Genomic DNA, 20,724 nt, shown 5'->3' with positions numbered 1-20,724 from the left:
ATTGTGGACAAGCAATCAACGGATTACATGACCATGCCGCCATCCACCTGAATGGTTTGACCGGTGATGTAAGCGGCGGCATCGGAAGCCAAAAACTTGACGACTTCCGCCACATCTTCCGGTTTGCCAAACCGGCCCAGCGGAATGGCGGATAACATCTGCTCCTTGATCGTGTCATCCAACCGGCTGGTCATGTCGGTATCGATGTAACCCGGTGCCACGGCATTCACGGTGATCCCGCGGCCGGCCAGTTCTTTTGCAATCGTTTTGGTCATCCCAATCACTCCGGATTTGGCCGCGACGTAATTGGCTTGTCCCGGGTTGCCGACAATGCCGACAATGGAACTGATGTTGATGATCCGGCCGCTCCGCTTCTTCATCATGGTGCGGGCAACAGCTTTGGTGCACAGGAAGACCCCTTTCAAGTTGGTGTCAATCACCTGTTCCCAGTCTTCTTCTTTCATGCGCATCAATAAGTTGTCCCGCGTGATGCCGGCATTGTTCACCAAAATATCCACTTTCCCCAAAGTGGATTCCGCTTTCTTAAAAGCGCGTTCCACTTGATCCGCTTTGGAAACATCAACTTGAACCGCCACGGCATTGCGCCCTTTTTCTTTGATGGCCGCCACCGTTTCTTCCGCAGCCTGATGGTTTCCCGCGTAAAAGACGGCCACGTCGCAACCGGCATCGGCCAAAGACAGCGCCACGGCTCGTCCGATCCCGCGCGAACCGCCCGTCACAAATGCAATTTTCCCTGTCAACATCCGCAGTCTCTCCTTCCCTATTTGAGAGATTGTAAGGTTTCAACCGCTTGTTTTAACGATTCCGGATCCTGAACGGAGAGGGTCTTGACTTTCCGGTCCACTTTTTTGATCAGTCCGGACAATACGTTACCGGCTCCGATCTCGACAAAGACGGTGACCCCTTCCTCCAGCATGTATCGCACACTGTCTTCCCACAAAACCGGGGAAGCCACTTGTTGCACCAACAGTTGCTGAATCGCTTCGGAATCCGTCACTCCCCGTGCCGTGGCATTGGCCACCACCGGCACTTTCGCCTCGCGGATCGGAACCGATGCCAGGTGGTCCGCCAAACGGTCTGCGGCCGGTTGCATCAGCGAAGAGTGGAACGGTCCGCTGACCGAAAGCGGAATCACACGGCGCGCCCCGGCTTCCACCGCTTTTTCCCCTGCCTCTTTGACCGCCGCTTGGTGACCGGAAATCACAATCTGGTTCGGGGAGTTGAAATTTGCCGGTTCCACCACGTGTCCTTCGTGCGACACTTCTTTGCAAATTTCCACCAGTTTGTCGCGATCCAGGTTCATTACGGCAGACATTGCCCCCTCTCCGGCCGGAACCGCTTCTTCCATGTAGGTTCCGCGTTTATGTACAGTGAGAACGGCATCCGCAAAAGAAAGGGAGCCTGCAGCCACCAATGCGGAATATTCCCCCAAGCTGTGTCCGGCTACAAAATCCGGTTTTCGGTCCAACTGCGCATCCAGCACTTTCCACAAGGCGATGCTTGTCGTGAGGATGGCAGGCTGTGTGTTTTTCGTCAAGCGAAGCTGTTCTCCCGGCCCTTCAAAGCAAAGTTGCGACAAGGCATACCCCAACGTTTTGTCCGCATCGGCAAATACTTGTTTCGCGGTCTCCGTGGCCTTGTATATTTCCAATCCCATGCCGGTTTTTTGCGAACCTTGGCCCGGAAAAACAAAGGCGATCTTGCTCACTCGGATTCCTCCCTCTTCTTTAATCCAACGCCCATTTCAAAACGGTTGCCCCCCAGGTCAGGCCGCCGCCAAAACCGCAGAGAACCATCGTATCCCCTTTTTTAATCAGTCCGCGTTCCACCGCTTCATCGAGAGCAACCGGAATCGAGGCGGATGACATGTTCCCGTAGCGGTCCAGGTTCACAACCACTTTGTCTTCGGTCAGGCCCAGCCGTTTCACTGCAGAATCGATAATGCGAATATTCGCCTGGTGAGGAACAAGAAAATCGATGTCTTCTTTTGACAAACCTGCTTTGGCCAGTGCTTCTTCCGTGGCATTTCCCATCACGCGCACCGCAAATTTAAACACTTCCCGTCCGGACATATGCACATAATGAAGGCGCTCCCGGATGGTTTTCTCAGAAGCCGGAAGACGGGATCCTCCCGCCGGCAAATTCAACAAATTGCCTCCCGAACCGTCTCCTCCTAATTCGAAAGACAAGAAACCATATCCTTCTTCCACCGGACCGAGCACCGCGGCTCCGGCACCATCGCCGAACAACACACAAGTGTTCCGGTCGGTCCAGTCAACAATGCGCGACAGGCATTCCACCCCGATCACCAGCACATATTTGTATACACCCGTTGCAATGAACTGTGCACCTGTTGATATTCCGTAAATAAAACCGGTGCATGCGGCCGACAAATCAAACGTGGCTGCTTTTTTGGCACCGAGCCGGTCTTGCACCAAGCAAGCCGTCGCCGGAAAATTCATATCCGGTGTCACGGTCGTGACGATGATCATGTCAAGCTCCTCGGCACGGATCCCGGCTTTTTTCAGTGCTTTTTCCGCCGCTTTGACGGATAAATCGGAAGAAGCTTCTTCCGGAGCCGCAATCCTGCGCTCACGAATGCCTGTCCGGCTTACGATCCATTCATCATTGGTATCCACCATTTTCTCCAAATCGGCATTGGTTAACACTTTTTCCGGCAAATAGGATCCCGTTCCCAATATACCCACTGACCTCATTTTCCAGCTCCTCTCTTCCTAAGACAATTCCTCTTCCATCCGCGAAATCACATCGTGTTGCAAAAAACGGCGTGTTTGCCGGATGGCATTACAAAAGGCTCTGGCATCGGAAGAACCGTGCGCTTTGATCACGGGCCCCTTAAGCCCCAAAAGCGGAGCTCCTCCATGCTCCTTGTAATCCATCGCTTGGGCAAACTTTTTCAAGCGCGGTTTCAACAAGGCCGCCATGGACTTTGTCATCAAATTGGCCGTGAGTTCCTGTTTCAAACGGCCAAAAACCGCTTTGGCCACCCCTTCGGTGTTTTTCAGAAGCACATTTCCGGTAAAACCGTCACAGACGAGCACTTCACAAGGCCCTTCCAAAATGTCGCGGGCTTCCACATTTCCCACAAACCGGGCTGCCAAATCTTTTTCGATCAGCGCATAGGCTTCCCGGGTAAGTTCTGTTCCTTTCCCCTCTTCGGTCCCGATATTGAGCAACCCGACACGCGGAGACTCAAAACCCAACACCTTTTCGGCATAAATGCTTCCCATCGTCGCATACTGCCTTAAATGCTCCGGTTTGGCCTCCGGGTTTGCGCCGACATCCAACACGAGAATTCCTTTTCCGTTGAGGGTCGGAAAAACGGGAGCCAGTGCGGGACGGTCGACTCCTTTCAACCGGCCGACGTGGAAAAAACCCGCCGCCATCAGCGCACCGGTGTTTCCCCCGCTGATAAACGCATCGGCCTCTTTCTTTCTGACCATCTGGCAACCCACAACGATGGAAGAATCTTTTTTCCGCCGAACGGCTTGGGTCGGTTTGTCTTCCGGTTCGATTTTTTCCGTCACCAGCCGGAACTCAACGCCATCCAAGGCCAATTGATCTTCCATGTCCTTCAGGCCGATTAAAATGATCTTTAAATCCGGCCATTTTTCTTTCGCCTGTCTGATCCCTTCCACCACTGCGTCCGGAGCATGATCTCCTCCATGTGCATCAATTGCTATCCGCATCAAAGCTCCTCCTTAACAAGCTCCTTATCTTCCAGGCAATACACATCAAATGTGCCTTGAAAAACGGTTTCGCCGTTCACTTTTGTCAGCACGTCCACCTGCAACCGGGAAGATAATTTTTTGACGACCTTGGCTTTGGCAATGCATTTTTCCCCCAGATAAACCGGTCTGACAAAACGGATTCCCGCCGCCCCGGTCAGGGCGACTTCCGCGTTGGCAACGGCGATGGCCAGCGAATTGGCTTGAGCAAACAGAATATGCCCCCGCGCAATGTGATTGCGTGCAAAAACATACTCCTTTTTTATTTCAAGGATGGAAACTCCGCTATGGTCGAGCTGCAAATCCACCACGTCACCGATCACTTCATCCAACGACAAGGACCGGACACGATCCAAATGGTTCTCAGCCATGTGCTTGATACGTTCGCGCAATTCCGGAATCCCCAGCTCCCACCGGTCCAAACGGATGGTTTGAATACTCACGCCAAATCGTTTGGCACATTCTTCATCCGTCAAGAACGGTTCGTCTTCAAAAGCCCGGATCACTTGCTGTTGCCGTTCTTTTTTGGATAACCGCATAACGGAGTCACCACCTTTCCCGTTTTTATGATCAATTATTAATACCTGGTACTAATTCAGTATATAAAAAAAAGAGTCATTTGACAACAAAAAAAAGACTGGCGAACCAAAGCGCCAGTCCTGTTGTCTTTGGAGCCCGTGAATCAGTCGTTCACGACTCCTTCCACTTCAGAGCCTTTATAATATCCACACTCTTTGCATACGCGGTGGGATAATTTGGGTGCTCCGCATTGCGGGCAATTTACCATACCCGGTACAGAAAGTTTGTAATGAGTACGACGTTTGCGTTTACGCGTTTTAGATGTACGCCGAAAAGGTACTGCCATTTGTTTCACCCCCTCTAAGAATGTAACACAAGCCCGGGAAGTTTCATATACTGTTACGCATCATTTTGAAACCAGTCCCCCAGAACCGCAAGCCGGGGGTCGATTTTTTCAACCCGGCACCGGCACGATTCGGTGTTCCGGTTTTTTCCGCATTCCGGACACAGCCCTTTGCAATCTTCCCGGCACACAGGAATATAAGGAAATTGGAGCAACAAGGCTTCCCGAATAAACGGAGTCAAATCCAGTTTATTTTCATCGGCCAAATGAATTTCCTGCTCCTCGGATTCCACGGCCCGGTGCGGATCATCTGTAAAATGTTCTTCAAAGCTCGCTTTGATTTCCTGCTTGAATTCACTCAAACATTTGGCGCAAGAAAACACAGCGGTGGTTGATAATTCCCCTTTGGCAACAAAAAAATGAGGATCAACCATCTCCACACGGGCTTTCACGTCAACCGGCGCTAATTGTTCAAGTCCGGATACTTCTTCATCCAATGTCAAGTGAATCGTATCCTCTACAAACAACAGCCCATCTTTTGCCTGGTTTAATTGGTGCAGAGAAATCTGCATAATTCCACTCCTTGTATAAAAACAGGGTTATTATAAGATATCAAACCAATCTCTGTCAATGTTTTTGACTTGGCAACCGTTTCAAATACTCCACGGCCTCGTTTAAAGAACGGACCGGGATCACTTTCATCGGAAATTTCTTTGCTTTCACCGTCGCTTTTGCCAACTTTTCATTTTGGTCAGCAGGGGTTTTGTCTGCGGGGCAAAAAAAGAGTTCCGCCCCTTTTTCGGCCGCCGCCGTGATTTTATACTCAATGCCCCCGATTTGCCCGACTTGCCCGTCCGGCGAGATGGTGCCGGTGCCCGCGATCCGGTAACCACGGGTCAAATCTTCCGGCATCAACCGGTTTAACACCTCCAGGGAAAACATCAACCCGGCTGAAGGCCCTCCGATTTTTGCACTGTCAATCCGGACAGAAGGATCGGTTTGAATTTCGGTTTTTAAAACGGGCACAATGCCGAGGCCGGCTTTTTCTTTTCCTTTCGTTGCCGGCAGGGAAGTCAATCGGACCAGAAGGTCCCGGGGGGTTTGTTGGCGGACGACACGGACATGAACCTTCTCCCCGGCTTTTTTCCGGCTGAGGTAACCGGTCAACTGTTCCACCGACCGGACGGGTTGATGATCGATTTGCGTAATCAGGTCCCCTTCCTCAAGCCCGCCGGACCCGTCGATCAAACGCAAAACTTCGATTCCCCGCACCCGGACCGTGACCGGTTTCCCGGCATACCGGTAAGCGGCGATCACAGCATGATTTTGTGACATTTGCATGCTTTCCGCTTGCCTGCGTTCATAGTCTTCGTCCGACTCGCCTTCGGCCAGCACTTTCTCTTCGGGAATCAAATCCACATTCCCGGACAGGAAACTGTACAGATAATCAATCAGGACCCCTTCCTTCATCGAGACCGTCGTCAGATAAAAATCCCCCTGCTCATCAGGCGGATGCCCCTTTACGTTCACCAACGGACTCACATCTTCAGCCGATCCCGGCGAAATCGTGTAATACGGGATGGGAACAAGAAACAGGGCTCCGATGACCGCCACCAGTCCGATGAAGGCAATGACAGGAATCCGTTCCCGTTTAGTCCATGAATTCATTCAATGCTTTCTCTCCTTGCCAGTGATGGATTCGTTCTTTCAATTTGTCGATTTGGGCTCTGGCTTCTTCTTCCCCCCGCCGGATGCATTCTTCCACCCTGGAAAAAGATGTCACTTGGATGTCCCCTACATCCGGATGGATCAAAAAGTCGGCGGTTGACCGTTTTTGGCCGGTTATTTGTTTTTCCATGATAATTAAAGTTTGTGTAATTACATCAAAAATATTTCGGATCTCAGCTTGCGGCGCCCTCGGGATGACATCCACGGCGATCACGAAATCAGCCCCCAGTTTTCTCACCACCGAAACGGGCAGGCGGTCCGCCACCCCTCCGTCGACCAGCACCTGATCTCCCCGGATCACCGGCTCAAAAATGCCCGGAATGGAAATGCTGGCCCGAACCGCTTGATCGACAGGCCCTTCGGTAAACACAACCGGTTCCCCTGTAACGAGATCAGTGGCCACAATCGCGGTCGGAATCTGCAATTCTTCCAATTTCTTATGATGTGCAAGCAGGCAAATCAACGCTTTCACCTTTTCCCCCGGGACAAATCCCTTTCGCGGAACCGTAAAATCAAGCCAATATTTTCTTTTTAAAGAACAAGCAAGTTTTTCGCACATGTCAAGATCCAGGCCGTTGGCCAAAAGAACAGCCATGATGCTTCCCATGCTGCTTCCGGCCACACAGTCGACGGGAATACCCTCTTCTTTCAGGACTTTCAAAACGCCCAAATGGGCAAACCCCCTGGCCCCTCCCGAACTCAAAGCCAATCCGATTTTGGGTCTGGTCATCCCTTTCCCACCTTTCTTTCTCATCTGCATTTCCGAAACATTTGGACAAAGCGGTCTAATCCACCATCCCGTTGCGTAGACATGGTATTGATGCAGCTACTGTGAGGAGAGAATGCATATGAATCCAGCCCTTCTCCGAAGTCAATTAAAAACCGTTTTGCTGGCATCCGTCGCTTTATTCATCGCGGTGATCCTGGTCATGTACCCGGAGCAAGCCGTGAAATCATCATTAAGAGGATTACATATTTGGTGGGACGTCGTTTTTCCTGCATTGTTGCCGTTTTTTATCACGGCGGAAATGATGATGGGCTTCGGAGTGGTCCATTTTCTCGGCGTATTGTTGGAGCCTTTGATGCGCCCCATCTTCCGTGTTCCGGGTGCCGGTGCTTTTGTCATGGCCGTGGGCTTGATTTCCGGCAACCCCATGGGCGCCAAACTGACCGCCCGTTTAAGGGAACAAAATCTGGTTTCCAAAGAAGAGGGGGAGCGTTTGATATCCTTTACCAGCACCGCCGGACCTTTGTTTATTTTCGGAGCGGTGGCTGTTGGTTTTTTTGAAAATAAATCCGTCGGCTTGATCCTGGCCGTTGCCCACTACATCAGCGCATTTATCGTCGGATTTTCCATGCGCTTTTATGAAAAACAAGCCACGCCGACCCCTCCCCCCGGCATCAAGAAAGGGTTTATTTTGACCCGTGCCATGGCGGCAATGCACCGGGCCCGGATTCAAGACGGCCGGACACTGGGGCAACTCATCGGGCAATCCGTCACATCCGCCATTCAGACCTTGCTTTTAATCGGCGGGTTTATCATGATGTTTTCCGTGTTGACCCATCTGATCAACTATGTGGGGGTCACGGCACCGCTATTGAAAGGCATCTCCAATCTGTTGACCTTTTTTTCATTTCCGCCGGAACTGTCCGAATCCATTTTAGCCGGGTTGTTTGAAATCACCGTCGGTTCGCAAGTTGCCAGTTCCGTCGACCCGTCCGTCCCGATTCTTTATAAATTGGCCATTGTCAGCTTGATCATCGGATGGAACGGCCTTTCCATCCATGCCCAAATCGCCAGCATGATCAGCCGGACAGACATCCGGTATTATCCTTACTTTGCCGCCAAAATCCTGCACGGGTTCCTTGCGGCACTGATCACCATCATCATTTTTCCGTTTTTCAATTATTCTCTGCAAAATGACACAACCATTCTTTCCGTCTTTCACCCGGTCACCTCCCCAGTGGCTTTTTCCGTCTGGGGAATCTTACAGGGTTTTGCGGTCACCGTCACCCTGATTTGGTTTTTGGCGCTGGTTTATCAGGAAACGAAAGCCGTCGCCCAATCCTTCCGTTACAACAAAACCCGCTGATCCTGGTTTCAGCGGGCAAATTTTTCACTGAATTTTTTTCTGAGCGCTTTCTCCACGGTCCCGGGAACCAAATCTTTGACATCCGCCCCGTATCGGGCCACTTCTTTGACCATCGACGAGCTGATAAAGGAATGTTCGTTGCTTGTCATCAGAAAAAAGGTTTCAACCTTGTCGTTTAATTTTCGGTTGATGGAGGCAATCTGCAATTCATACTCAAAATCGGAAATCGCCCGAAGGCCGCGTAAGATGGCATGGGGATTTCTTTTTTTCAAGTAATCGACCAACAGGCCGTTAAAGCTGTCCACTTCGACATTGGAAAGATGCCGGGTCGCCTCCCGGATCATTTCCGTTCTTTCTTCTACTGAAAATAATGGATCTTTCGAAGAATTAATCAGGACAGCCACGATGATCTTGTCAAACACTTTTTTTCCGCGCTCAATGATATCCAAATGGCCATACGTAATCGGGTCAAAACTTCCCGGATATACTGCCACTTTCACTCGGCTCACCCCATTCGTATAAAGAAATCGATGTATCCCGGTAATTTAGCAAGCGATAACGTCGGAAAGCCCCTATCTCTTCCGGGGGAACGCATTCCGCCTCATGTTCGGCAACAATCAAGCCATCCCCTTTTAACAACCCGTGCTTGGAAATCTTTTCAATCGTGGGAGCCAGTAAATTTTTTTTATAAGGAGGATCCAAGAAAATATAATCGAATTGTAAACGGCGCTTTTTTAAAAGCGGCAACGCCCGTTGGACGTCATTCCGGTAAACCTCAACGGAATCGCTTAATTTGGAAGCACCGGCATTCATCCGGATCACATCACAGCTTGTCCGCGAAGAATCGATGAAAACGGCTTTATCCAATCCCCTGCTCAAAGCTTCCAGCCCCAATGCGCCGGTGCCCGCAAACAAATCCAGGGCCATGCCGCCATCAAAAAAAGGACCGATCACTTGAAACAAGGATTCTTTGACACGATCTGCCGTCGGGCGAACATGCTTGCCGGGAACCATTTTCAAACGGGTTCCTTTGGCTTTTCCAGCAATGATTCGCATATCATTTTACACCTGACTTTATGAATGGATTATGAATGCATTACGTTTCTTATCCTACCATAAAGAACCGGCAAAAGAAAATCTGTAAAAAACATTCAAAGAAGAGGTATGAACGCCCGAAAAATGGAAATCATAAATGATGACAGCATCTGCTGCGATGCTGTCAACCGCGGAGAAGACTTACGTTTCCCCAATAAGCTCTTCCTCCGGTTTCTCCTCTCCCATTGAAGACTTACGCATGGATGCGTAAGAAACATGGGGCTCGCTATTGAGGCGAGCCATTTTTTTTTTGCATGGAAACGATCCTATCTTTCTTCTTCGAAGTCTTTGCGTTCTGCCGGCTCATCTGCTTCCGGTTGCAAAAACAAATCCCCGAACAACCAGTCCTCTTCCCATTCGTTGACAGCCACCGGTGCTGCTTCTTCCGGCTTGGGATCATCCCAATTTTCTTCGACCTTCAGATTGTCAACTTTGTCGGAAGGGGCCTTCGCCTTGCGAATCGCTTTTTTCTTTGCCCGATTTCTTTTTCCCATCCTTCTCCTCCTTTCCACTTGGATTTCTCTATACGATATGACAACACCCCGGCATCCGTCTGATTGAAAGGCCCATGCTTTTTTACAAATAACGGCGGATCATGTTGGCTTCAATCGGAGTAATGACCCCTTCCATCACCATCGCATCCACAAAACGGTTGGATAATTCATGCCAACGCGGCGAACGTTGCAAACGGTCGATTTCCCGGGGGGTGAAGATCTGCCAGGGCAATTCCCGGGCAAAAGCCCAAAGCCCCATCTTGCCGTAAGATCTGCGAATTTGTTTGGCCTGTTTGATCAAGGATTTAATTTTTTTGGGAGAAACGGCATTTCTGCCGACTGTCCGGTTGATCTCCTCTGCCAGCTCCACATAAAAAGCGTCACGCTGATTCATAAAACACTCCTCCTGCCGTGATATCCACCACCTTTACCCGTCGGCGGATCGGTTTCGAACAATATATCTTATGTCTTCGGCAAGAAAAAGTTTGTGATAAAAAAACAAACCGGCCATCCATGACCGGTTTCAGACCTGTTTCAGTCAAAATTGACTTCCGTCAGGTTTTGTGCACACAGATATTCATATAAAGGTTTGGTTTCTTCCGAGGTCGCAAAATCATCGCGGCTGACATATTCCGCCGCATCGGCGCGGGCGTATTCCAAAACGGTCAAATCCTGGTTTAGATCCGCCACTTTAAAATCAGGAAGCCCGCTTTGCTTCACCCCCAAAAAATCGCCGGGCCCCCTCAGCATCAAATCGCGTCGGGAAATCTCAAATCCATCCGTGGTTTCGGTCATAATCCGCATCCGCTCATTGCCGGTTTCCGATTTGGGGTTGGCCACCAGAATACAGGTGGAAGCCCCCCCTCCCCGGCCCACACGGCCGCGCAACTGATGCAACTGAGCCAGCCCGAACCGGTCGGCATCATAAATCACCATGACGGTAGCATTGGGAACATTGACTCCGACTTCCACCACGGTGGTGGATACAAGAACCTGCACATCATTTTCGGCAAACGAACGCATCACTTCTTCTTTTTCCGCTGGCGACATGCGCCCGTGCAACAATCCGACCCGAAGGGGCGCCAACTCGGTCACAAGCTGTTCAAACACTTCTTGCGCATTTTCCAGGTCCAGTTTTTCCGATTCTTCGATCAGCGGGCAAATCACATAGGCTTGCCGCCCGTTTTGGCATTCTTTCCGGATAAAATTCACGATGCGCGGCCACAATTCTTTTTTTACCCAATACGTATCGACCGGTTGTCTTCCCTTTGGCATCTCATCGATCGTGGAAACATCCATTTCGCCAAACACTGTAATGGACAGCGTCCGCGGAATGGGCGTTGCCGTCATGTGCAACACATCCGGCACTTCCCCTTTTTCCCTGAACATCGCCCGCTGTTTCACCCCGAAACGGTGTTGCTCATCGGTAATAACCAAGCCCAATTTCCGGAATTCCACCACTTCCTGAATCAAAGCGTGGGTCCCCACGACCACATCCGCAAGCCCCATCTTGATTTGGCCTTGCGCCTCTCTTTTTTCCCGCGCCGTCATGCTTCCCGTCAGCGTAATCACATTTAACCCCCAAGGAGACAATAACCCCTGCAACGAAGAAGCGTGTTGCTCCGCCAAAATTTCGGTGGGCACCATGATTGCCCCCTGATACCCGCTCAAATAATTGGCATATAACGCGATGGCGGCCACAACCGTTTTTCCGGAACCAACATCCCCCTGCAGCAGGCGGTTCATCTGAACCGGTTCGCGGAGATCATTGAGAATTTCGCGTGTCACCCTTTGTTGGGCTCCGGTCAAGGGAAAGGAAAGTCCGGCGATGAATTGCTCCACTTTTTCATCCGGAAACGCATGCGCCAGCCCTTTTCCCTTCGTCCGGTGGATCCGGCGCAACCACATGATTTTTAATTCGTACAGAAACAGCTCTTCGTAAACCATGCGCCTCCGCGCCTGTCTCCCTTCTTCTTTTCCTTTGGGAAAATGCAGATAATACATGGCGGTGGCCCGCGGAATCAACCGGTACTTGTTCCTTAATGCATGCGGCAAAATCTCCCCGATCTCCTGTCCGTACGCTTGAAAGGCTGAATGAATCAATTTGCGGAGCCAGTTCACCTTGACTTTTCCGCTGACGGAGTAAACCGGTTCAAACCGGCCGGCATATTTTTCGATTTCCGACGGACTGATCCACGTGCGATCCGCTGTCAGTTGCATCCGGTTCCGGTCCCATTTTCCGGAGACGACAATCGTTTTGCCGGCTTGCAGTTTATCTTTTAAAAACGCCTGGTTAAACCAAACCACTTGGACGGGAATGCCTCGAACCAGGAGTTTCAGCGTCATTCTTGATTTTTTCTTTCCGTACCAACGAACACTTGGTTGCCCGTAAACTTGCCCTTCCACCGTGACCCGCTCTTCATGCCGGGCTTCAGACAAGTCGCTCAGTCGATAGTCTTCATAACGATATGGGAAATAGGACAATAAATCAGCGATCGAATGGATCCCCAACTCGGCAAGGGCTTCTTTTTTCTGTTTCCCCACTCCGGGAAGAACTTCCACGGAAATCTCTTTCAGTTTCTTCATTTTCCGGAATTCCCGAAAACCCGCTGTTCCAATGCCCTTCCCGTCGGAGTGTCCGCAAGCCCTCCCAGAGCCGTTTCCTTCAAGGCGGCCGGCATGGATTGGCCGATTTTGTACATGGCATCAATCACTTCGTCGGCAGGAATCACACTCTTCACTCCGGCCATCGCCATATCTGCCGCAACCAGCGCAATGGAAGCCCCCATGGCATTTCGTTTCACACAGGGCGCTTCCACCAAACCGGCAACCGGATCGCAAACCAGCCCCAACATGTTTTTTAACGCAATGGCAACCGCTTCTGCCGACATCGAAGGGGTTCCTCCGGCCATCTCCACCACAGCGGCGGCGGCCATGGCGGTCGCTGAACCCACTTCAGCCTGACATCCCCCGGCGGCTCCGGAAATACATGCATTATTGGCAATGCAAAATCCGATGGCCCCGGCTGTAAATAAAGCGCGAACCATCGTTTCCCGGTCCGATTGCAATTTGTCAGCCGCTGCATGAATGGCTCCGGGTAAAATCCCGCAAGCTCCGGCAGTTGGGGTTGCGACAATCGTTCCCATGGCGGCATTCACTTCGGACACGGCCGTGGCCTTTGAAACCGCATCCAAAACCGTGGTGCCGGATAAAAACACGCCTTTTTTCCGGTATTCCCGGATTTTTTTCGCATCGCCACCGGTAATGCCGCTGTGAGACCGAATTTCTTCCGTCAATCCCCGTTCGATCGCTTCTGTCATCACATCCAGATTTTTTCCCATTTCCTCCACGATCTCTGCCCGCGGACGATTCATCACTTCCTCCTCATGCCGGATCATCACTTCGGAGATCGGGATTTTCAGGGTTTGAGCCACTTCTGTCAATTCCCTCACGGTACGAAATCTCATCAACGAAACCCCCTTTTCATAGAAAACCGCCGTCATCTGTGAAGAAACGGCGGTGGTGAAACTATAAAACCGTTACAGCATGGATATCCTCCAAGTCGCGAATTTCCGCTTGCACCTTTTCGTCCACCGGTTGATCCGTCTCGATGGACATCAGTGCCTGCAAACCTTTTTCCTTGCGCGACACCTGCATAAATGCAATGTTAATTTGATGCTCGGCAAGGACACCGGCAACACGCGCGACCGCTCCGTATTTGTCTTGATGCAATACGAACAAAACCGGCCCGTTCCCTGACAGACGAAGTTCAAAACCATTTAATTCCACAATTTCCATTTTTCCGCCACCGATGGATACCCCGACGATTTCCAGACTTCCCGCTTCGTCCTCCAGCCGGATCCGGGCCGTGTTGGGATGGTCCGTGATTTCATCGGATTCATGAAAGCGGATTGTTATGCCTTCTTGTTCGGCGATTTGAAGCGCATGCACCATCCGCTTGTCAAAAGTGTCAAAATCGAGCAATCCGCCTGCCAAAGCGACATCCGTCCCGTGGCCGCGGTAAGTTTTGGCGAAGGAGCCGTACAATGTAATCTCTGCCCGGCTCGGTTTTCGTCCGAAAATGGTCCGTGCCGCTCTGCCGATACGGGCTGCACCTGCCGTATGGGAACTGGACGGCCCGATCATCACCGGGCCGATAATATCAAAAACCGTCCGATATTTCATAAACTCCACCTCTTCAGACTGCTTTCCCGGCTCACAGCCGGTCCAGGGGCACAATGATGCAGCCGATGGTTCCGGGCCCGGCATGTGTCCCCACGGCAGGCCCGATATCCACTACATGTTGTTCCCGGATGTCAAACAGTTCCTGAGCCCGTGCCATCCATTGTTCCGCTTGCTCTCTTTTGGCTGCATGGATCACCGCCAAGGCAACCGGACGGCCCGACGCTTTCTTTTTCAAACCGTCAAACACTTTTTGGACCGCCTTTTTATTTCCCCGCGCCTTATCAACAGCTTCCACTTCCCCGTCATCATTGACAGTAATGATGGGCTTGATGTTTAACAAGGTACCGACAAAGGCAGCCGCTTTTCCGATCCGGCCGCCTTTATGCAAATATTCCAGGGTATCGACCAAAGCAAGCAATTTTTGTTCCTGCCGGATCTTCATCGCCATGGACAACAGTTCCGAAAACGGCTTGCCTTCTTTGGCGGCACGCGCCACCAGAACGACAATCACCCCCAAACAGTAGGTGACGGTTTTGGTGTCAACCACTTCAATTTTGACATCGGGATATTCTTCCTCCACCATTGATTTTGCCAGCAAAGCAGATTGATAAGTCCCGCTCATTCTCGATGAAATATGAAAAGATATGATTTCTTTGGCCCCGTCAAAAACGGCTCGTTTAAACGCGCTGACAATATCCAGCGGAGAAGGTTGTGAAGTGGTTGGCAATTGATCCGTCCGGCTCATTTTCAGATAAAACTCATCCGGAGTAATGTTGATTCCGTCCTGATAAGATTCCCCTTCCAAATGCACATTGATCGGGATGACCGTGATGTCCAATTCTTTTGCAAGTGACTTGGGAATATCTGCCGTACTGTCTGTAATGATTTTAACGTTCCCCATTTGATCCTCCCCTTACTCAACCGCAAACAAGTAGTAATAAACCGGCTGACCGCCGTCATACAATTCGATTTCCACATCGGGATATTGATCTTCCAAGGTTTGCACCAGGTCTTGTGCCTCAGCTTCTTCCAACGCTTCTCCATAGAAGATCGTCACAATGTCCGTGTCCTCTTCAATCATGTCAGCCAGCAAAGCCAAGGACGTTTGCTTTAAGTCCTTGTCGACGACTTCGATTTTGCCTTCCAGGATGCCAAGATAATTTCCTTGCTCAATCTGATACCCATCCACTTGGGAATCACGTACAGCCACGGTGATTTCGCCCGATTTCACTTCTTGGAAAGCTTCCGTCATATTCTCCTTGTTTTCTTCAGGCGAAACGGTTGCATCAAAAGACAACAACGCTGCCATCCCCTGCGGAATCGTGCGTGTCGGCAAAACATGCACCGGCTGGCCCACCACTTCTCCCACTTGTTCTGCGGTTAAAATAATATTTTTATTATTCGGGAGGATAATCACATGCTCTGCATGGAGTTGTTCCACGGCACGAACCAAATCCTCCGTGCTCGGATTCATTGTTTGGCCGCCTTCAATCACCACATCCGCGCCCATCGAACGGAAAATGTCCGCAATTCCTTTCCCGGACGCGACGGCCACAATGCCATATGGAGTCTTTTCAGCCGGCTTTTCTTCCGCTTTGGCCTTCGGTGCCGGTGTTTTGTTGACCACATCGTCATATTGCTCGCGCATATTTTCAATTTTGATTTTTTTCAGGTCGCCGAATTTCATTGCAAAGTTCAGCACGTCTCCGGGATATTCGGCGTGAATGTGGACTTTCACCAGCTCGTCATCGGAGACGACCAAGATGGAATCCCCAAATTGCTCCAATGCCCGTCGGAATTCCGCCTCCTCAAAGACTTCGGTTTCCCGGCGGTCCGTCATCAGGTTCACCATAAATTCGGTGCAATATCCGAACTGAATGTCAGCCGGATCCAATTTGGACTGCGCCGACTCATGAGCCAGATCCGATATGGACGACAGATCATCCGGGAGGACTTCGGAAGCATCGTCCTCTTCCCCTCTCAAGGCGGCAAGCATTCCCTCATAAATATAGACCAAGCCTTGTCCACCGGCATCCACCACCCCGGCTTGCCTTAACACGGGCAAGAACTCCGGGGTCTTTGATAACGCTTTTTTTGCTTCGGTTAAAACGGTATTCATCACAACGGACGGATCATCGGCCGCAAGCGCCTGTTTCTTTCCAGCCTCTGCCGCTTCGCGCGCCACGGTCAGAATGGTTCCTTCCACCGGCTTGATCACTGCTTTGTAAGCCGTATCGACCCCTCGCTGAAACGCATCGGCCAGCTGGTGAGACGAAATAAACTCCTTATCCGCCACTGCTTTGGAAAAACCACGAAATAGCTGAGAAAGAATCACGCCGGAGTTTCCTCGTGCTCCCATTAACAAACCTTTTGCGAGCGCTTGCGCCAATTCCCCAACGGTCCCGGCGGTTGCAGAAGCTTTTTCCATCTCTTTGACACCGGAACTGATGGTTAAACTCATGTTGGTTCCCGTATCACCGTCAGGCACGGGGAAGACGTTTAATGCATTCACTTTTTCTGCGTTTTTGTTGAGTGCCCTGGCACCCGCCCGCATCATCTGTAAAAACTGTGATGTATGGATTTGTTGCTTTGTCACAATGCTCCTCCTTACTCTTCATTCACCAGTCGAACACCTTGTACAAAGATGTTCACTTTATTGGCTTTGACTCCAATAATTTCACTGAGCGTGTATTTCACTTTTGACTGCACATTACTCGCCACTTCCGAAATTTTGGTGCCGTAGCCGACAATGATGTACAGATCGATCACAATCTCGCCGTTTTCTTCACGGACTTCGATTCCCTTACTCAAGTTCTCTTTTCGCAATAATTCCGTAATCCCGTCTTTCAATTGACTGCGTGATGCCATGCCGACCAATCCGTAACAATCCATTGCCGCGATCCCGGCAACCGTGGCAATCACATCATTGGTCACTTCAATCTGTCCAAGTTGTGTGGCTATTTCAACGCTCATTTTGATTCCTCCCAAATGAGGTACTTATTCCAGCTAGGTCAATTGTACAATATTAACATAACGAATAAAAGAGCAATAATATTCATCATACTGAACCTGTCAACTCCTTGCAAGCAGCGGGGAGGTATGCTAAAATGACCAGGTGTTTAGTCCATAAAGTTACCGGTTGGTAACGTTTCATCGGTTGGAACGAGTGAGAAACAGGAGGTGTCGACATGGCTCGTCGTTGTTTTGTAACCGGAAAACAAGGGCATGCTGGAAATAAAGTAAGCCATTCTCACCGCAAAACGCGGAGAAAATGGGGCGCCAATGTCCAAAAAGTCCGCATTCTTGTAGACGGAAAACCAAAGCGCGTGTACGTAAGCACCCGCGCATTGAAATCCGGCAAGGTTACCCGTGTATAATGCCAGGAAAAAAGCACCGTGAAGAGGTGCTTTTTTTGTGGTTTCTTTTTTTATTGCGGATCTTTTTTAAAAGCGGCCAGGATAACTTTTACCATCCCGCCCAAAAACTTCGGCAATTTAAACGTGTAAAATTTCACCAGGATCACCCCTCATTTCAACAATTCACCAGGATCGACAAAAGGAAGAATACCCTATTTTTCAACTTATTTATATTCTATAGATGAGAATGTGTACCTAGAACCTCCGGAAAAATCCTGAAAGACGAGCCTGAATTTTTCTTCCCGAAACAAGAAAAACCTGCGGCACACCGCAGGTTTTGTTTATTCCCGGCTTTCGACCACCAAACAAATCCCTTTTTCAACCGAAACGAAAGCCGGCACTTTCACCAACTCATTGCTGATCCCCCGGGTTCGTCCCCGGTACAACGTTTCCTTTTTGAGCGGATATTTCAATCCGTCCGTCTCAATCCCGGTCACTTTCCGGGAAACCGGAAGCAACGAAACATATTGAAAATCTTTGCTGTCTATCCTCATCTTTCCCGGTCCCGAAAGCAACCGCAACCGGTTCGCAGGATGAAGCATGGTTGCATTTTTGCCCTCTTCCTTTAACCATTCCAACAATCCGATGTTGGCCAGCATATGGTCCGCCCGGTCTCCGCCCAGCGCTCCCAGGATCAAAATTTCGTTCGGTTTTTGCCGGATGGCGCAAAGGAGAGCAAAATGTAAATCGGTCACTTCTTTTTCGGCGGGAAGCGGAATAACCCGCACTCCCTTTTGCTTCAACGTTTCGATATAGCCAATGCCCGTGGTGTCAAAATCCCCCACGGCAATATCCGGAACCAATCCGTGTGCTTCCAGGCTCATGGCCCCTGCATCCGCCGTAATAATCAGATCCGTTTCCGGACGAATGAGTCCCGCCTCAAAACGGGTAAAATCACCGCCGGCAATCACAACCACCCTGTTTTTTTCCAATCTCTTCACCATCTATCCCTGTCTTCTGATCAGTTGCGGCGCCGACCGGCAAATTCCCGCCATGATGAGGAAGGTCAGGATCACTTCCGGCAAAATGTACGACAGGTTATACACCAGCGAATACAGATAGACGGATTGGCCGGCGGGAGTGAATGCTTTGAAAAAAATAACCCCGGACAGGAAATGGGCCGTCAGCCGCAATCCGCCGGACAAGAGAAGTCCCAAAGAAAGGAAGAGCAATGGCCTTTTCGCTGCTTCACCCATCCGGACCCATCCGGCAACCCCCAAGGCCCCGAAAGCAAGCGGGTAGTCCAGAACGGCCTGAGCCGGATGAATCACAGTGCCTCCCAACATCCATAACAACAACCCGGTGATTCCTCCGCAAATGACCCCCGCTTTGGCCCCGCGGCGAAAAGCCACTGCCGCAATCGGAACCATGGAAAAGGTCACCGAACCACCGTTGGGCCATAAATGAAACGGAATCATCAACTTATGAAGTACTATGGCAATTGCAGCCATCATTGCGATTTCAATCATTGTGACCAGTTTTTTGCCCGCCATTTTCTCCACCTTTTTGTTTATTTTTCAGCCGCCTGCCGGATGGCTTTGATCGCCTCTGCCCGCTTCTTCTGTCCGAAGATTGCCGAACCTGCCACCAACACATTGGCTCCGTACTCCACCGCCAAGCGGGCCGTTTCCGGCTGAATGCCGCCATCCACTTCGATATCCACATGCATCCGGCCCTGCTCGTCCAACATTTTCCGGACCTCCCGGATTTTCGGCAACACATTTTGAATAAACCGTTGTCCGCCGAACCCCGGATTCACCGTCATCAATAAAACCAGATCCACCTCCGGCAAAACCGGTTCCAGCATTTGCACGGGCGTTGCCGGATTAATCACCACGCCGGCCTTCACTCCCCGTTCTTTCACATAAGAAACCGTCCGGTGCAAATGCCGGCAGGCCTCTTGATGAACGGAGATCAAATCGGCCCCGGCTTTGACAAAATCGTCAATATACCGGTCCGGCTCTTCGATCATTAAATGGACATCCAAGGGCAAACCGGTATGGGGGCGGATCGCTTCGACAACCAGTGGCCCCATCGTGATATTCGGCACAAAATGCCCATCCATCACATCCACATGGATCCAGTCGGCTCCGCCTTTTTCCACTTCCTGAATCTCCTTTTTCAAATTGGCAAAGTCCGCGGACAATATCGAGGGGGCAATCTTAATCATCAGGTATATCTCCTTTCCAATGCCTCTTTAATCTCTGTCAAAAACTGTGTATAGTGCTGATACCGCTTTTCGTCCATCTGTCCCTGACGGAGCGCTTCTTTGACCGCACAATCCGGTTCATTGATGTGCAGGCAACCTCGAAACCGGCATTCCGGAGCGCGCTGGCGGATCTCGGGAAAACAATCCCCCAGCTCAGCCGGTTCCATGCCTTTGAAATGGAGTTGGCTAAAACCGGGCGTATCCGCCACTTGACCTCCTTCCGGCAAAGAAAGCAGCTCCACTTGCCGGGTAGTATGGCGCCCACGCCCGATTTTGTCACTCACCTTCCCGGTTTCAAGCTTTTGCCCGGGCAGCAATTCATTTAACAGAGAACTCTTTCCGACACCGGATTGACCGGCGAAAACGGAGACTTTTCCTTTGAGGTGTTGTTTCAGTTCATCAATTCCTTCTCCGGTTTTGATGCTCGTCTCAATAACGGGATAACCTGCCGGTTCATATACCGACCGGATTTTTTCAATTTCTTGTTCATTTTTCACCAAGTCTTTTTTAGTCAAAACAATAACCATCTTCAACCCTTCGCGTTCCCCGTGAACCAGGAAACGGTCCAGCGGCATGGGCTGAAAACGGGGACGTTTGAGGGAACCCACCACAATCGCTTGATCCACATTGGCGATCGGCGGACGGACTAATTCAGAAGAACGGGGTTGAACGGAGGTCACCACGCCTTCGTCCAACCCCGTTTGTTCGATTTCCACCAAATCGCCAACCAGCGGAGTCAGCTTTTTCTTTTCAAATTTAAAAACGCCACGCGCCCGGCATTGAATCACTTTCCCTTCATCCGTGCGCACGTAGTAAAACCCGCTGATTGCTTTTACGATTTGTCCAAAGGGCATCGGAGACCTCCTTTTTCC

26 protein-coding genes are annotated in these 20,724 nt (G+C 50.6%); 2 read left to right on the top strand and 24 right to left on the bottom strand.

What is annotated here, in order from left to right:
- Positions 1 to 23: 23 nt before the first annotated feature.
- The 9 genes from fabG to NYE37_RS06445 form a co-directional block, all read right to left on the bottom strand.
- A complete protein-coding gene (gene fabG, locus NYE37_RS06485; protein ID WP_049720262.1) occupies positions 24 to 764 on the bottom strand; it encodes a 3-oxoacyl-[acyl-carrier-protein] reductase in 741 nt (246 codons plus the stop codon).
- Positions 765 to 781: 17 nt separating this feature from the next.
- Positions 782 to 1,729, bottom strand: a complete 948-nt coding sequence (gene fabD / locus NYE37_RS06480; RefSeq protein WP_049720263.1) for an ACP S-malonyltransferase — start codon at positions 1,727 to 1,729, stop codon at positions 782 to 784.
- A 19-nt stretch (positions 1,730 to 1,748) separates the two neighbouring features.
- On the bottom strand, positions 1,749 to 2,738 hold the full coding sequence (locus NYE37_RS06475; protein ID WP_037994845.1) for a beta-ketoacyl-ACP synthase III: 990 nt from the start codon (positions 2,736 to 2,738) through the stop codon (positions 1,749 to 1,751).
- Positions 2,739 to 2,756: 18 nt separating this feature from the next.
- A complete protein-coding gene (plsX, locus tag NYE37_RS06470; RefSeq protein WP_340711879.1) occupies positions 2,757 to 3,731 on the bottom strand; it encodes a phosphate acyltransferase PlsX in 975 nt (324 codons plus the stop codon).
- Positions 3,731 to 4,309, bottom strand: a complete 579-nt coding sequence (gene fapR / locus NYE37_RS06465; protein ID WP_037994849.1) for a transcription factor FapR — start codon at positions 4,307 to 4,309, stop codon at positions 3,731 to 3,733. Before fapR ends, plsX begins: the two co-directional genes overlap by 1 nt.
- A 143-nt stretch (positions 4,310 to 4,452) precedes the next feature.
- Positions 4,453 to 4,635 (bottom strand): 50S ribosomal protein L32, encoded by a 183-nt coding sequence (gene rpmF, locus NYE37_RS06460; protein WP_082240639.1) that lies wholly within the window; start codon positions 4,633 to 4,635, stop codon positions 4,453 to 4,455.
- 53 nt (positions 4,636 to 4,688) lie between these two features.
- Positions 4,689 to 5,204, bottom strand: coding sequence for a YceD family protein (locus NYE37_RS06455; RefSeq protein ID WP_049720264.1), 516 nt, complete (start codon positions 5,202 to 5,204; stop codon positions 4,689 to 4,691).
- Positions 5,205 to 5,259: 55 nt separating this feature from the next.
- Positions 5,260 to 6,300, bottom strand: coding sequence for a SepM family pheromone-processing serine protease (locus NYE37_RS06450; RefSeq protein ID WP_049720265.1), 1,041 nt, complete (start codon positions 6,298 to 6,300; stop codon positions 5,260 to 5,262).
- On the bottom strand, positions 6,284 to 7,090 hold the full coding sequence (locus tag NYE37_RS06445) for a patatin-like phospholipase family protein (RefSeq protein WP_049720266.1): 807 nt from the start codon (positions 7,088 to 7,090) through the stop codon (positions 6,284 to 6,286). The genes NYE37_RS06450 and NYE37_RS06445 overlap by 17 nt, the downstream gene beginning before the upstream one ends.
- 118 nt (positions 7,091 to 7,208) lie before the next feature.
- On the opposite strand from NYE37_RS06445, the gene ylbJ reads away from it, so the two are divergent.
- Positions 7,209 to 8,453, top strand: a complete 1,245-nt coding sequence (gene ylbJ, locus NYE37_RS06440; protein WP_037994853.1) for a sporulation integral membrane protein YlbJ — start codon at positions 7,209 to 7,211, stop codon at positions 8,451 to 8,453.
- Between the two features lie 8 nt (positions 8,454 to 8,461).
- On the opposite strand, the gene coaD is transcribed toward ylbJ, so the two are convergent.
- From coaD to NYE37_RS06390, 10 genes are all read right to left on the bottom strand, one after another.
- On the bottom strand, positions 8,462 to 8,953 hold the full coding sequence (coaD, locus tag NYE37_RS06435; protein ID WP_037994855.1) for a pantetheine-phosphate adenylyltransferase: 492 nt from the start codon (positions 8,951 to 8,953) through the stop codon (positions 8,462 to 8,464).
- On the bottom strand, positions 8,922 to 9,509 hold the full coding sequence (gene rsmD / locus NYE37_RS06430; protein WP_037994856.1) for a 16S rRNA (guanine(966)-N(2))-methyltransferase RsmD: 588 nt from the start codon (positions 9,507 to 9,509) through the stop codon (positions 8,922 to 8,924). Before rsmD ends, coaD begins: the two co-directional genes overlap by 32 nt.
- A gap of 305 nt (positions 9,510 to 9,814) precedes the next feature.
- Positions 9,815 to 10,042: a hypothetical protein gene (locus tag NYE37_RS06425; RefSeq protein ID WP_037994859.1), complete on the bottom strand. Its 228-nt coding sequence runs from the start codon at positions 10,040 to 10,042 to the stop codon at positions 9,815 to 9,817.
- A gap of 82 nt (positions 10,043 to 10,124) precedes the next feature.
- Positions 10,125 to 10,436 carry a hypothetical protein gene (locus NYE37_RS06420; protein ID WP_037994860.1) on the bottom strand — a complete coding sequence of 104 codons (312 nt, stop codon included), beginning with the start codon at positions 10,434 to 10,436 and terminating at the stop codon, positions 10,125 to 10,127.
- A gap of 140 nt (positions 10,437 to 10,576) precedes the next feature.
- A complete protein-coding gene (gene recG, locus NYE37_RS06415; RefSeq protein ID WP_037994861.1) occupies positions 10,577 to 12,628 on the bottom strand; it encodes an ATP-dependent DNA helicase RecG in 2,052 nt (683 codons plus the stop codon).
- Entirely contained in the window at positions 12,625 to 13,509 is an 885-nt protein-coding gene (gene sdaAA, locus NYE37_RS06410; protein ID WP_037994864.1) for an L-serine ammonia-lyase, iron-sulfur-dependent, subunit alpha, read from the bottom strand. Before sdaAA ends, recG begins: the two co-directional genes overlap by 4 nt.
- Positions 13,510 to 13,570: 61 nt before the next feature.
- On the bottom strand, positions 13,571 to 14,227 hold the full coding sequence (sdaAB, locus tag NYE37_RS06405) for an L-serine ammonia-lyase, iron-sulfur-dependent subunit beta (protein WP_037994867.1): 657 nt from the start codon (positions 14,225 to 14,227) through the stop codon (positions 13,571 to 13,573).
- 31 nt (positions 14,228 to 14,258) lie between these two features.
- Positions 14,259 to 15,128: a DegV family protein gene (locus NYE37_RS06400; protein ID WP_340711878.1), complete on the bottom strand. Its 870-nt coding sequence runs from the start codon at positions 15,126 to 15,128 to the stop codon at positions 14,259 to 14,261.
- Positions 15,129 to 15,140: 12 nt separating this feature from the next.
- Positions 15,141 to 16,823, bottom strand: a complete 1,683-nt coding sequence (locus NYE37_RS06395) for a DAK2 domain-containing protein (protein ID WP_037994871.1) — start codon at positions 16,821 to 16,823, stop codon at positions 15,141 to 15,143.
- Between the two features lie 11 nt (positions 16,824 to 16,834).
- On the bottom strand, positions 16,835 to 17,200 hold the full coding sequence (locus NYE37_RS06390; protein ID WP_037994873.1) for an Asp23/Gls24 family envelope stress response protein: 366 nt from the start codon (positions 17,198 to 17,200) through the stop codon (positions 16,835 to 16,837).
- 215 nt (positions 17,201 to 17,415) lie between these two features.
- Between NYE37_RS06390 and rpmB the strand changes: the two genes are divergently transcribed.
- Positions 17,416 to 17,604: a 50S ribosomal protein L28 gene (rpmB, locus tag NYE37_RS06385; protein WP_037994875.1), complete on the top strand. Its 189-nt coding sequence runs from the start codon at positions 17,416 to 17,418 to the stop codon at positions 17,602 to 17,604.
- 50 nt (positions 17,605 to 17,654) lie between these two features.
- On the opposite strand, the gene spoVM is transcribed toward rpmB, so the two are convergent.
- From spoVM to rsgA, 5 genes are all read right to left on the bottom strand, one after another.
- On the bottom strand, positions 17,655 to 17,741 hold the full coding sequence (gene spoVM, locus NYE37_RS06380) for a stage V sporulation protein SpoVM (protein WP_037994876.1): 87 nt from the start codon (positions 17,739 to 17,741) through the stop codon (positions 17,655 to 17,657).
- 183 nt (positions 17,742 to 17,924) lie between these two features.
- Positions 17,925 to 18,587: a thiamine diphosphokinase gene (locus tag NYE37_RS06375; RefSeq protein ID WP_037994878.1), complete on the bottom strand. Its 663-nt coding sequence runs from the start codon at positions 18,585 to 18,587 to the stop codon at positions 17,925 to 17,927.
- The gene (gene thiT / locus NYE37_RS06370) at positions 18,588 to 19,136 is read right to left on the bottom strand and encodes an energy-coupled thiamine transporter ThiT (protein ID WP_037994880.1); all 549 of its coding nucleotides are present in this window, start codon (positions 19,134 to 19,136) and stop codon (positions 18,588 to 18,590) included.
- 17 nt (positions 19,137 to 19,153) lie between these two features.
- Positions 19,154 to 19,813 carry a ribulose-phosphate 3-epimerase gene (rpe, locus tag NYE37_RS06365; protein ID WP_037994881.1) on the bottom strand — a complete coding sequence of 220 codons (660 nt, stop codon included), beginning with the start codon at positions 19,811 to 19,813 and terminating at the stop codon, positions 19,154 to 19,156.
- Positions 19,813 to 20,706 (bottom strand): ribosome small subunit-dependent GTPase A, encoded by an 894-nt coding sequence (gene rsgA / locus NYE37_RS06360; protein WP_037994884.1) that lies wholly within the window; start codon positions 20,704 to 20,706, stop codon positions 19,813 to 19,815. The genes rpe and rsgA overlap by 1 nt, the downstream gene beginning before the upstream one ends.
- Positions 20,707 to 20,724 lie beyond the last annotated feature (18 nt).

This window comes from Thermoactinomyces sp. FSL K6-2592 (assembly GCF_038006465.1).
Lineage (GTDB): Bacteria > Bacillota > Bacilli > Thermoactinomycetales > Thermoactinomycetaceae > Thermoactinomyces > Thermoactinomyces vulgaris.
This window is presented reverse-complemented; position numbering and strand designations above follow the sequence as displayed.